Source organism: Streptomyces sp. NBC_01294, assembly GCF_035917235.1.
In the GTDB taxonomy this organism is placed as follows: Bacteria; Actinomycetota; Actinomycetes; order Streptomycetales; family Streptomycetaceae; genus Streptomyces; species Streptomyces caledonius.
Genome location: NZ_CP108423.1, coordinates 5,481,142 through 5,493,587 on the forward strand (window position 1 = coordinate 5,481,142; position 12,446 = coordinate 5,493,587).

A 12,446-nucleotide genomic window follows, 5' to 3' on the forward strand; every position below is an offset into this window, starting at 1 on the left:
GGAGGGTTTGAAGGCGCCTTTACGTCGGTCGCCTAGGATCCTCCGGGTGAACAGCAGCAACCTCCCCACCGTTTCCGTCGTGGTGATCGCGTACAACGACGCCGGGCTCGTGGGCGAGGCCGTATCCTCGGCCCTCGCCCAGGGCCCGGTGGTCTGCGAGGTCATCGCGGTGAACGACGCCTCGTCCGACGGCACCGCGCGGGTGCTGGACGAGCTGGCCGCCGTTCACCCCCGCCTCAAGGCCGTCCACCGGACGGAGAACAGCGGGGGGTGCGGCACCCCGCGCAACGACGGCATCGCGCTCGCGTCCGGCCGCTACGTCCTCTTCCTCGACAGCGACGACGTCCTGCCGCCGGGCGCGGCCGACGCCCTGGTGCGCACCGCCGAGGAGCACCGCGCCCCCGTCACCGTCGGCGCGGCCGTCCGGCGCGAGCTGCCCCAGCACCACGACGTGCCGTGGATGCCGGGTCTGCACACCCCCGGCGAGGTGATCGAGCGGCCGGCGGACCGGCCCGAGCTCGTCCGCGACACCCTGTGCGTCAACAAGCTCTACGACCGTGCCTTCCTGGAGGAGCACGGCCTGCGCTTTCCCGACGGCCGGTTCGTCTACGAGGACTTCGTCTTCACCGCGCGCGTGCTCGCCGCGGCCCCCCGCATCGCCGTCACCGGCGACCTCGTCTACGTCTGGCACGTGCGCCGCAGCGCCGCCCGGAAGTCGATCTCCCTGGACCGCAAGGACGTCGGCAACTGGCGCGCCCGCGTCGAGGCCCACCGCGCGGCCGCCCGGATCCTCGCCGACGCCTCCCCCGAGCTGGGCAGTGCCTGCCAGGTGAAGTTCCTGGAGTACGACCTGCGCATGTACCTGCGCGAGCTCGGCAAGGATCCCGAGTACCAGGCCGCCTGGTGGACCCTGACCCGGGCGTACCTGGACACCTTCGCCGAGGCCGACATCGAGGCCGCCTCGGCCCACGCCCGCTGGATCGTACGGGTGCTGCGCGCCACCGCGACCCCGCCCGCCGACGTCGAGCGGCTCACCCGGCTCGCCGCCGAACCGCCCCGGCTGCTGCCCCCGTACGCGCTCGGCCCGGCCGGCGCCCCGGTGTGGAGCGAGGAGCTCCCGGCCGAGCTGGACGGCCTGTCCGGGCTTCCGGTCGCCGAGCTGCCCCTCACCGTCGACGCCGAACCGGCCGGCCGCGACGCCGTCCGGATCCGCGTGCACGACCTGTACGGGCGCCTCGCCGAGGCCGGGCCCCGGACGGTCCAGCTGCGTTTCACACCGCGCGCCGGAGGCGAGCCGGTCCTCACCCGGCCGGTCGACCTGTGCCCCGACCCCCGCGGCGGCTGGACCGCCGTGCTGCCGTTCCGCCTGGCCGATCTGGCCGTCACGGGCCGCCGGCAGGGACTGCGCAGGATGCAGGCCTGGAACATCGCGGCGGGCGTGCAGTGCGCCGACGGGAGCCCGGTGTTCACCTCCCTGCGCCCCGGGGGCGGACTGCTCCGCCGCCGGGCGCTGCCCAGCAGCCGGTACGGTGTTCTGCTGGCGCAGCCCTACCGGACGGGGGCGGGCGCCCTCGCGCTGCGCCTCGCGCCGGGCGCCGAGGGCGCGCTGACCCTCGTACGCAACCGCCTCCAGCGGGCCCGGGCAGGCCTCGGGGCGGGCTGAGGGCACCCGGCCCACCGCTCACACCGCTGCGCTTTCGATACCGAAGTCGGACAGGACCAAGGAGTTACACATGACGTTTCTGATCACCGGTGGCGCCGGATACATCGGGTCGCACGTCGTCCGCGCGATGCTGCTCGCGGGGGAGAAGGTCGTCGTCCTCGACGACCTCTCGACGGGCAACGAGGACCGCATCCCGGAGGGCGTCCCGCTGGTGGTCGGCTCCGTCCTGGACCGGCTGGTGCTGGAGAAGACCATCCGCGCGCACAAGATCACCGGTGTGGTGCACCTCGCGGGCAAGAAGCAGGTCGGCGAGTCCGTCGAGAAGCCGCTGCACTACTACCACGAGAACGTGCAGGGCCTGACGGTCCTGCTCCAGGCCGTGGCCGACGCGGGCGTCCGCAACTTCCTCTTCTCCTCCTCCGCCTCCGTCTACGGCATGCCCGACGTGGACCTGGTCACCGAGGACACCCCGTGCGCGCCGCTGAGCCCCTACGGCGAGACCAAGCTGGCCGGCGAGTGGCTGGTCCGCGCGGCCGGCAAGGCGCACGGCATCTCCACGGCCTGCCTGCGCTACTTCAACGTGGCGGGCGCCGCGACCCCCGAGCTCGCCGACACCGGCGTCTTCAACCTGGTCCCGATGGTCTTCGAGCGCTACGACGCCGGCCAGGGCGCCAGGATCTTCGGTGACGACTACCCGACCCCGGACGGCACCTGCATCCGCGACTACATCCACGTCGAGGACCTCGCGGAGGCCCACGTGGCGGCGGCCCGCAAGCTCGCCGAGTGGGCCGCGGCCGGGGACTACAAGGACCTCACCGTCAACATCGGGCGTGGCGAGGGCGTCTCGGTCGCCGAGATGGTCGAGCTCCTGAACAAGAACACCGGGCACGACTTCGCCCCGGAGATCAGCCCGCGCCGCGCCGGCGACCCGGCGAAGGTCGTGGCCTCGGCCGACAAGATCACCAGCGAGCTGGGCTGGAAGGCGCGGCACGACGTCCGCGAGATGGTCACCTCCGCCTGGGCGGGCTGGGAGGCCAACAAGGTGGCACGCAAGGACGCGCACCGGGACGTCCACAAGGCCTGACCCGCCGAACCCGGCCGCTACGCAAGACGCCGGCCGGTAGGGACGAAGCCGTCGGTAGGGCCGAAGCCGTCGGTACGTACGAAGCCGCCCGCCCCGGAACGTGTCCGGGGCGGGCGGCTTCGTCGTGTCCCGCGGGGGGCGCGGTCAGCGCTCCAGGAAGGAGAACAGCTCCTCCCACCGGTCGGTGATCTCGGCGCCGGAGTAACGCTTCACCGAGTGGAAGGCGGTGTCCCCGAGCCGGTCGCGCAGCTCACGGTCGGACATCAGCGCGCGCAGGTGCCCGGCCAGCTCCATCGTGTTGCCGAGCCGGGCCAGCAGCCCGTCCTCGCCGTGCTCGACGATCTCCCGTACGCCCGGCGCGCAGTCGAAGGCGGCCGCGGGCACGCCCGCCGCCATCGCCTCCAGCAGCGTGATCGGGAACCCCTCCGCCCGGGAGGCCTGCGCGAAGACCGAGGCCCCGCGCAGCGCGCCCAGCACGTCGTCGGTGCTGCCCATCCACTCCACGGAATCGTCCAGCCCCAGCGAGGTGCAGTGCGCCTTCAGCGCCTGCTCCTCCACACCCGCCCCGTAGACCCGCAGGACCCAGTCGGGGTGCTGCGGCGCGGCGTCCGCCCAGGCGTCGAGCAGCAGGTCGACGCCCTTCTCGAAGGCGAGGCGGCCGACGCACGCCACGACCTTCTCCGTGCGCGGAGCGGGCGTGTCCGGCATGAAGGGCAGCGGGTTCGGCATGCTGCCGACGTTCTCCATGCCCGACCGGATCCAGAGGTCCGCGTCCTCGGCGGTCAGCACCAGCAGCCGGTCGACCTCCGGGTAGAAGCGGCGGACCCGCTCGCCGCGGGTGGACTTCTGACTGGCCTCGAACGACTCGTGGCTCATCCCGATGACGGTGTGCCCCTTGGTGTCGGCGAGCGCCACCCACTCCATCGCCCAGACCTGGGTGACGATGACGACACCGCCCGGGCGGGCCGCGCGCAGCAGCTCGCTCAGCTGCTCCGCCTTGTCCCGCATCTTCGCCCGCCGGGCCGCCTGACGGCGCCGCTCGGGCGCGTTCAGCCGGCCCTTGATCCCGCGCAGCCGGCGCGGCGACGCCGGGTGCGCGTCGTACAGCGTGGTCATCGCGTACGGCAGGTCCTGCGGCAGCTTCTGCCGGATCTCCTCGGGGACCGGGGCGATGCCGACGATGTGCACTCGGTGGCCGCGGTCGGTGAACTGCCGGGCCATCTGGTGCGACCAGGTGGTCACGCCGCCGAGCTCGTCGACGTTGTTGGAGACGAGGAAGATGTCACGGCCGCCCGGGGTGGCGGTCTGCTGGCTCACTTGCCGCTCCTGGTGAAGAACTTCTCGACGATCTGGCGGGCCGCGTCCCCGCGGTCGTACTCGCCGAACTCGGTGAGGAAACGCTGGCGCGCCTGGGCGTACTTGGCGTCCGCCTCCTCGAAGGCGGCGAGCGCCTGCAGGAGTTCGTCCGCCGTCGCCACCACCGGGCCCGGGGCCTTGTCCTTCAGGTCGAAGTACGTGCCGCGGATGTCCGTGGCGTACTTCTCGTAGTCGTACGCGAAGAACAGCATCGGCCGGTCCAGGACCGCGTAGTCGAACATCACGGACGAGTAGTCGGTGATCAGTCCGTCGGCGAGGGCCAGCAGCGGGGTGATGTCGTGGTGGCGGGACACGTCGATGACCCGGCCCGCGACCGACGGCGGCAGCGAGACGCTGTTCAGGTAGTGGGTCCGCACCAGCAGCGTGAAGCGGTCGCCGAGCTTGTCCGCGAACTCCTCCACGTCGAAGGGGAAGGTGAAGCCCTCCACCGCGCCGTCCGCGCCCGCCCGGAAGGTCGGCGCGTACAGCAGCACCTTCTTGTCCGGGTCGATGCCGAGCTCGGTCGCCAGGGTCCCGCGGACCCGCTCACCGCTGTCCGCCTCGGTCCGGTACGCCTCGACGAGGGCGTCGTTGCGCGGGTAGCCCGTGCGCAGCAGCACCTCGTCGCGCAGCCGGAAGCCCTTGGCGAGGGTGCGGGTGTCGTGCTCGGAGCGGATCAGGAAGTGGTCGAAGCGGTCGACGGCCTCCTGGAAGCGCTTCTGGCCGGCCCGGCCCTGCGCCTTGGTGCGGGGCTCGTGGAAGCCCATCCGCTTGAGCGCGGAGCCGTGCCAGGTCTGGATGTACGTCGTCCCCGGGCGCTTGGCCAGGGCCAGCGGGAAGCCCTGGTTGTCGACCCAGAACTCGGCCTGGGCCAGTGCCCGCAGGTAGGCCCAGCTCCAGCGCCGCACCAGGGTGGCCTCCTTGGGGAAGCCGTGGGGCTTGGCGCCCGCGTACGACCAGATCGCCTCGAACGGCACGCCCTGGCGCACCATCTCCTCGTAGATCGCCTTCGGGCTGTCGCTGTACTGCTTGCCCATGTGGCTCTCGAAGACGACCGTGCCCTTCTTGACCGGCAGCTTCGAGAAGACCTCGTGGTAGACCTTCACCTTCTGCTCGCCGGAGCCCATGTTGCGGCGGGCCCGCAGCGCCTTGCGCAGGCCCCGCTTGACCACGCCGGCCGCCTTGCCCTGTATGGCGTTGTTGATCAGCGACTGGGTGCGGACGGCGGCGGCGCCCTCGGCGCTCAGGACGTAGCTGAGGTTGCCCTTCTTGGTCATCTCGGGACCGAAGCGGTCGGAGACCAGCCGCGTCAGCCGCGGCCGCACGCGCAGCCGGGCCGCCGACTCCAGGTCGACCCCGCCGACCGAGACGCGGGTGGTGACCCGCTCGCCGCCGGACGTCAGCTTCAGGCGGACGTCCCAGACGGCGTCGATGATGCCGAGGGGGCGCACGGTGCTCGCGATGTCGGCGGTGCCGGTCCACTCGATCGTGTCACCCGTGTGGCGCACGGTGGCCACCGGGAAGCTGAACGAGCGCACGCCGATCTGCCGGCGGGCCCGGAATTCGAGCGTGGCCTTCAGGTCCCCGTCGGCCGGGATCCGGCCCAGCGGGTTCACGACGGTGCCGGACAGCGTGACGGTGCCGCGCCCGTCGTCCTCGTAGGAGGTGAGGCGGTTGCCCACCGTGAGGGAGGAGAGCGGGGTGGTGTGGAAGCCCTGCTCGGTGACGTCCAGTATCCGGCGGGCCTCGGCGGCCTCGACGGGGTCGGGGCTGTCGATGTGCCGTGCACACCAGTAGACCCGGCCGTCGCGCTCGGCGAGCGGGGAGGAGAGCCGGCCCTTGTTGGTCATGGCGTCGGCGGCCGGGAGCAGGTTGTCCCAGTCCTCCTTGCTCAGCAGGTACGCGCAGATCGCCTGGAGGTAGGTGACGTTCTCGTACGCGGCCGGGTCGATCCCCGCGAGGTAGCCGTTGGCGAGGCGGGCGAACTCCTGGCGGTACTCGTCGCTCAGCAGCGGCAGGTCGCGCAGGTGCAGCACCAGGTCGTGCTTGACGAACTTGGCGTCCTTCGCCGACTTGATGTCCGTGTGGCCCTTGGCCGCCAGCAGCTCGTCGACGCGGCGGTGGATCTCCATCCGGTGGACGAAGTTCGCGATCTCGTGGCGCCGGTTGCTGATCGACTTGGCCGCGGCCTTCTCGACCACGTTCCAGAAGTAGACGTGGTTCGGGATCAGCGTGATGCGGCGGGCCGCCACGTACGCCTGCGCGGAGAACAGCAGGTCCTCGTAGTGGATGCCGACCGGGAACTCCAGGCCCTGCTCCAGCAGGAACGCGCGCCGGTAGCACTTGTTCGTGGAGAGGGTGTCGTAGACCAGCAGGTCGGGGTACTCGGTGATCGACTCCAGCGTGCGCGTGCGCGAGTAGATCCAGGGGTACCACTCGGTGGTCTTGCCCCACCGGTTGTCGAGGTGCACGCGTACGCACATGCCCGAGACCAGGTCGGAGTCGGTCCGCTCGGCGGCCTCCAGCATGTTCCGGCAGGCGTTGCGCTCCAGCACGTCGTCGCTGTCGAGGAACATCACGTACGTACCGGTGGCCTGCCGGATGCCGTGGTTGCGCGGCGCGCCGCAGCCGCCACTGTTCTCCGGCAGCTGGAAGGCGCGCACTCTCCCGGGATGCGCGGACTCCAGTTCCTGGGCGACCGCGTAGGAACGGTCCTTGCTGCAGTCGTCGACGATCACGACTTCGACACCGTGCAGGGTCTGGTCCAGAACCGACTGGACTGCTGTCGACAGACGCTCTGCGTCGTTGTAGACGATGACGACCACGGAGACGTCGGGCACGTGCACCTCGATCCCTTCGTTTCGTTGCGTTTCGTTCAGCTGATTCCGCTTATCTCGTCAAAGCTACCGTGTGCCGCCACCGGCTCCGGCAGCTCGAGTCCGGGCCCACTCTCGCCGTGCCTCCTTCTAAGGAAGGGGTGAGCGGGGGTCCGGTCGTCGACAATCACCCGTTCGGACCCGCAGGAAGTGCTCATGACGAAGCTGTCCGTAGTTGTCCCCTGCTACAACGAAGAAGCCGTCATCGACAGGTTCGACGTCGAGATCCGCAAGGTTCTGGACGCCCTCCCCATCGAGTATGAGGTCTGCTACGTCGACGACGGCAGTCGCGACGGCACGCTCGGCAAACTCCGGAAGATCGCCGCCGAGCACGACGAGCAGACCCGCTACGTCTCCTTCAGCCGCAACTTCGGCAAGGAGGCCGGCATGCTCGCGGGCCTGCGCGAGGCCACCGGAGACGCCGTCGTGATCATGGACGCGGACCTCCAGCACCCGCCGGAGCTCATCGCGACCATGCTGGAGCACTACCGGCAGGGCCACGACCAGATCATCGCCCGCCGTACGCGCGAGGGCGACAAGAAGGTCCGCTCCGTCCTCAGCCGCCTGTACTACCGGGGCATCAACCGCTGGGTCGACGTGGAACTCACCGACGGCGTCGGCGACTTCCGCATGCTCTCGCGCCCGGCCGTGGACGCCCTGCTGTCGCTGCCGGAGTACAACCGCTTCTCCAAGGGCCTGTTCTCCTGGATCGGCTTCGACACCGTCCACTTCGACTACCGCAACGCGCAGCGCGAGGCCGGCGAGACGAAGTGGAAGTTCGGCTCCCTGCTGAACTACGGCATGGACGGCCTGATCTCCTTCAACAACCGGCCGCTGCGCATCGGGATCTGGTTCGGTGTGTCGCTGGTCGCCCTGACCGGCCTGTACGCGCTGTGGATCACGATCATGGCGATCACCAACGGCATCGACGCCCCGGGATACGTCACCCTGGTGGCGATCATCACCGGCCTGGGCGGTGTTCAGATGATCATGCTGGGTCTCATCGGCGAGTACATCGGCCGCATCTACTATGAGACCAAGCGCCGGCCGCATTTCCTGGTCAAAGAGGCGCACGGCGCCGAGCCGCTCCCGGGGACGGGGCGGATCACCCCGGCGGCGGAGCCCACGATCGCGGAGCGCAGCGCACGATGACCCGTAAGGACCAGATCGGCCAGATCTTCCGCTTCGCCCTCGTGGGAGGTGTCAACACCGCCACGTTCTTCGGCCTCTACCTCCTCCTGCACCCGTGGATGCCGTACTTCGCCGCCTACTCGCTCGCCTTCGCGCTGGCGATGGTCGGCTCGTTCTTCATGAACACCTACTTCACCTACCGGACCCGGCCGACCTGGAAGAAGTTCCTCCTCTTCCCGCTGACGAACGTCACCAACTACGTCATCCAGTCGGCCGGCCTGTACGCCCTGGTGGCCTGGGCCGGCATGGACACCCGGATCGCTCCGCTGGTCGCCGCGGTCATGGCCATCCCGTTCACCTTCCTGCTCTCCCGCAAGATCCTCGTTCCGGGCTCCCGGACCGCCGCCGCGGAAGCGGAGCAGGGACAGACCACGACCTCGTCCACGGTCTGAAACCCCTGAGCGGCCCCTCCGGGCCACCCCGTAGATTGAGGTGGCAGGCATTTCGGCAAGGGGCAAGGGGACATACGTGTCAGCGGCTAGGCAAGGTGTCGTGGACGCCCGCAGGATCGTGGTCAAGGTCGGTTCCTCCTCCCTGACCACCGCGGCCGGCGGACTTGACGCCGACCGGGTGGACGCGCTGGTCGACGTCCTGGCCAAGGCCCGCAGCGGAGGCGAGAAGGAGATCGTCCTCGTCTCCAGCGGAGCCATCGCCGCCGGCCTGTCCCCGCTCGGACTGCGCCGCCGCCCCAAGGACCTGGCCCGGCAGCAGGCCGCCGCCAGCGTCGGGCAGGGCCTGCTCGTCGCCCGCTACACCGCCTCCTTCGCCCGCTACGGCGTCCGCGTCGGCCAGGTGCTGCTCACCACCGACGACACCAGCCGCCGCGCGCACTACCGCAACGCCTACCGCACCCTCGACCAGCTGCTCGCCATGGGCGCCCTCCCGGTCGTCAACGAGAACGACACCGTCGCCACGGACGAGATCCGCTTCGGCGACAACGACCGGCTGGCGGCCCTGGTCGCCCACCTCGTCCGCGCGGACCTCCTCGTCCTCCTGTCGGACGTCGACGGCCTCTACGACGGCGACCCCTCCCAGCCCGGCACCACCCGCATCGACGAGGTCCACGGGCCGGAGGACATCGCGCACGTCTCCATCGGCAGCGCCGGCAAGGCGGGCGTGGGCACCGGCGGCATGGTCACCAAGGTCGAGGCGGCCCGGATCGCGGCCGCCGCCGGCATCCCGGTGGTACTGACCTCCGCGAGCCAGGCCGCCGACGCCCTGGCCGGACGGGGGACCGGCACGCTGTTCCACGCCACCGGGCGCCGCTCGGCGGACCGGCTGCTCTGGCTCCAGCACGCGTCGACCCCGCAGGGCCACCTGGTCCTCGACGACGGCGCCGTCCGGGCGGTCACCGAGCGGGGCAGCTCGCTGCTGCCCGCCGGGATCGCGGCGGTCGAGGGCGACTTCGTCGCGGGTGACCCGGTGGAGCTGCGTTCCGCGGACGGCCGCGCCGTCGCCCGGGGCCTCGTCAACTTCGACGCCAAGGAGCTCCCGCAGCTCCTCGGCCGCTCCACTCGCGAGCTCGCGCGGGAACTCGGACCCGCGTACGAGCGGGAGGTCGTCCACCGTGACGATCTGGTCCTGCTGCAGGGCTGAGGTTCGGCAAAACCGCAGCGCGGCGGCCCGTGGACTGGTCAACTGTGAGGGGCGGACACGCGGAGCGGAGACAGGAGGCGGCTGGTGAGACGAGCGCTGACCAGCGTCGGTACGGGGGACGGTGACGGCGGTGGTGGCGGGGACGAGCAGGATCACGCCTCGCGCCTCTGGCACGTGACCCTGAGCGTCTCCGGCAAGCCGGCCCCGTTGTCCGAGGTCCGGCGCGGGCTGGAGCAGCTGGCCCACGACCACCCCTTCCTGCTGACCAGCCGGTACGCCGACGACCACGCGGAGATCCGCTACTGGGAAGAGGCCCGCGACCTCCACGACGCGGCGGCCGTCGCCCTGCGCCTGTGGGGCGAACACCGCTCCTCGGCCCAGCTCCCGCCCTGGGAGATCGTCGGCCTGGAGGTCATCGACCGCGCCACCTACCACCAACGAGTGGCAGAAGGCTACGGCCCACCCCCGGCCCATCCCGTAGGCGTGCACCCCTACTAGTCCAGCCCCGCCGGACTAGTCCAGCCCCGCCGGCGTTTGAGGCGCGGGGTCTGGGGCGGAGCCCCAGGTCTTTGAGCCGCGGGCCACCCCAGCCCGTCCGGCGCCTGAAGACCGGGCCAGGGCAGCGCCCGGCCCTCCCGCAGCGCCCGCCCCACGCCGTGGCCCCGTCTCGCGGGGTGAAACCCCACCGGCGGGCCACCGGCGGGGGATTACCCTGGCGGCATGACCTCGCTCGATGCCGCCACCGCCACCTCGCCCGTCATCGCCACCGCGCAAGCGGCCCGCACCGCCGCCGCCACCCTCGCCCCACTCCCGCGGTCCGCCAAGGACACGGCCCTGCTGGCGATCGCGGACGCGCTGGAGGCCCGTACGGCCGAGATCATCGCGGCCAACGCCGTGGACACCGACAAGGCCCGCGCCGCCGGTACCAGCGAGACCGTCATCGACCGCCTCACCCTGACCCCGGAGCGGGTCGCCGCCATCGCCTCCGACGTGCGCGACGTCGCCGCCCTGCCCGATCCCGTCGGCGAGGTCGTCCGCGGCAGCACCCTGCCCAACGGCATCGACCTCCGGCAGATCCGCGTCCCGCTCGGCGTCGTCGGCATCATCTACGAGGCCCGCCCCAACGTCACCGTCGACGCCGCCGCCCTCTGCCTGAAGTCCGGCAACGCGGTCCTGCTGCGCGGCAGCTCCTCCGCCTACTCCTCCAACTCCGCGCTCGTCGCCATCCTGCGCGACGCCGTCGAGGGCGCCGGGCTGCCCGCCGACGCGATCCAGCTCGTCCCCGGCGAGTCCCGCGACTCCGTCCGCGAGCTGATGCGCGCCCGCGGCCTCGTCGACGTGCTCATCCCGCGCGGCGGCGCCTCCCTCATCAAGACCGTGGTCGAGGAGTCCATCGTCCCGGTCATCGAGACCGGTACCGGCAACTGCCACGTCTACGTCGACGCCCAGGCCGACCTGGACATGGCCGTGGAGATCCTGATCAACTCCAAGGCGCAGCGGCCCTCCGTCTGCAACTCCGCCGAGACCCTCCTCGTCCACCGGGACATCGCCGACGCCTTCCTGCCGCGCGCTCTCGACGCGCTCGCCGACGCCGGCGTCACCGTGCACGGCGACGCCCGGGTCCTCGCCGCCGCCGCCGACGGCACCAAGGTCACCGCCCTGCCCGCCACCGACGAGGACTGGGCCGCCGAGTACCTCTCGTACGACATCGCCGCCGGAGTCGTGGACTCCCTCGACGACGCCGTCGCCCACATCCGCCGCTGGACCTCCGGCCACACCGAGGCGATCGTCACCACCTCGCAGGCCGCCGCGCGCCGTTTCACCCAGCTGGTCGACTCGACCACGGTCGCCGTGAATGCGTCCACACGGTTCACGGACGGTGGTCAGTTCGGCTTCGGCGCCGAGATCGGCATCTCTACCCAGAAGCTGCACGCCAGGGGCCCCATGGGCCTTCCCGAGCTCACCTCGACCAAGTACATCGTCACCGGCGACGGTCACGTTCGGTAATCGGCCTCTGAACACGGTGTGGCCGGATTTCGGCGGACACCCTGCCCAAAGGCGTCCCCCAGGTCTAGGCTGGCCCTGTGCCGGACGACGTGGGGGGCAAGCCGTTCCCGGACGACGGGGAGCCCGACGACGACCGCGGAGGCGCGGATCAGGACTTCGCCTCCGTGGTGTTCGACGAGGACTTCGTCCGGAACGCCGAGATCCATGAACCGAGCGCCGCGGAGCGCCAGCGGGCGGCCGACCGGGCGCGCGCGGAGGCGGAAGCCGCCCGCGCCGTCGCCGGCGGCTGGACGGGCGACGACGACTACGACGGATACGGCTACGGCCGCTCCGACGGGTACGACGGCGACGAACACGACTGGGACCACGACCGCCACGACCACCCCGACGGCCCGTACGGGGCCTACGGCGGCAGCCTGCGCCCCTACCGCGGCCGCGCACCCTGGCTGCGCCCGGTCGCCTGGGTGCTCGCCTTCGTGATGGGCCTCGGCATGGTCGCGCTCGCCTTCAGCGCCGTCTACCGCAGCGCCGCGGGCGAGGCGGACCCCGCCCCGGCGCCCGCCAGCACCCCCAGGGGTGAAGTCACCGGCGTCGGCGCGTTTACGTACCCCTCCGTTCGCCAACCCTGAAGGTACGACCCCACTCGCCTACCTTGGAGTCGGGGGCTTCTCTG

10 protein-coding genes are annotated in these 12,446 nt (G+C 71.3%); 8 read left to right on the top strand and 2 right to left on the bottom strand.

What is annotated here, in order from left to right:
• The first annotated feature begins 46 nt into the window (after positions 1-46).
• Entirely contained in the window at positions 47-1,663 is a 1,617-nt protein-coding gene (locus OG534_RS24690; RefSeq protein WP_326590792.1) for a glycosyltransferase family 2 protein, read from the top strand.
• A gap of 70 nt (positions 1,664-1,733) precedes the next feature.
• Positions 1,734-2,747 carry a UDP-glucose 4-epimerase GalE gene (gene galE, locus OG534_RS24695; protein WP_326590793.1) on the top strand — a complete coding sequence of 338 codons (1,014 nt, stop codon included), beginning with the start codon at positions 1,734-1,736 and terminating at the stop codon, positions 2,745-2,747.
• Between the two features lie 144 nt (positions 2,748-2,891).
• Here the strand turns inward: galE and OG534_RS24700 are convergent, their stop codons facing one another.
• Both OG534_RS24700 and OG534_RS24705 read right to left on the bottom strand, forming a co-directional pair.
• Complete coding sequence (locus OG534_RS24700; protein ID WP_326590794.1) at positions 2,892-4,064, bottom strand: glycosyltransferase; 1,173 nt, start codon at positions 4,062-4,064, stop codon at positions 2,892-2,894.
• A complete protein-coding gene (locus OG534_RS24705; protein WP_326590796.1) occupies positions 4,061-6,949 on the bottom strand; it encodes a bifunctional glycosyltransferase/CDP-glycerol:glycerophosphate glycerophosphotransferase in 2,889 nt (962 codons plus the stop codon). The genes OG534_RS24700 and OG534_RS24705 overlap by 4 nt, the downstream gene beginning before the upstream one ends.
• Before the next feature lie 186 nt (positions 6,950-7,135).
• Between OG534_RS24705 and OG534_RS24710 the strand changes: the two genes are divergently transcribed.
• From OG534_RS24710 to OG534_RS24735, 6 genes are all read left to right on the top strand, one after another.
• Complete coding sequence (locus tag OG534_RS24710; protein ID WP_326590798.1) at positions 7,136-8,131, top strand: glycosyltransferase family 2 protein; 996 nt, start codon at positions 7,136-7,138, stop codon at positions 8,129-8,131.
• Positions 8,128-8,562, top strand: coding sequence for a GtrA family protein (locus tag OG534_RS24715; protein ID WP_326590799.1), 435 nt, complete (start codon positions 8,128-8,130; stop codon positions 8,560-8,562). Before OG534_RS24710 ends, OG534_RS24715 begins: the two co-directional genes overlap by 4 nt.
• A 76-nt stretch (positions 8,563-8,638) precedes the next feature.
• The gene (gene proB / locus OG534_RS24720; RefSeq protein WP_326590801.1) at positions 8,639-9,766 is read left to right on the top strand and encodes a glutamate 5-kinase; all 1,128 of its coding nucleotides are present in this window, start codon (positions 8,639-8,641) and stop codon (positions 9,764-9,766) included.
• Positions 9,767-9,850: 84 nt separating this feature from the next.
• On the top strand, positions 9,851-10,264 hold the full coding sequence (locus tag OG534_RS24725) for a hypothetical protein (RefSeq protein WP_374773933.1): 414 nt from the start codon (positions 9,851-9,853) through the stop codon (positions 10,262-10,264).
• A 222-nt stretch (positions 10,265-10,486) separates the two neighbouring features.
• The gene (locus OG534_RS24730; RefSeq protein ID WP_326590803.1) at positions 10,487-11,773 is read left to right on the top strand and encodes a glutamate-5-semialdehyde dehydrogenase; all 1,287 of its coding nucleotides are present in this window, start codon (positions 10,487-10,489) and stop codon (positions 11,771-11,773) included.
• A gap of 77 nt (positions 11,774-11,850) precedes the next feature.
• Positions 11,851-12,402, top strand: coding sequence for an SCO2584 family spore wall biosynthesis protein (locus OG534_RS24735; protein WP_326590804.1), 552 nt, complete (start codon positions 11,851-11,853; stop codon positions 12,400-12,402).
• Positions 12,403-12,446: the final 44 nt, after the last annotated feature.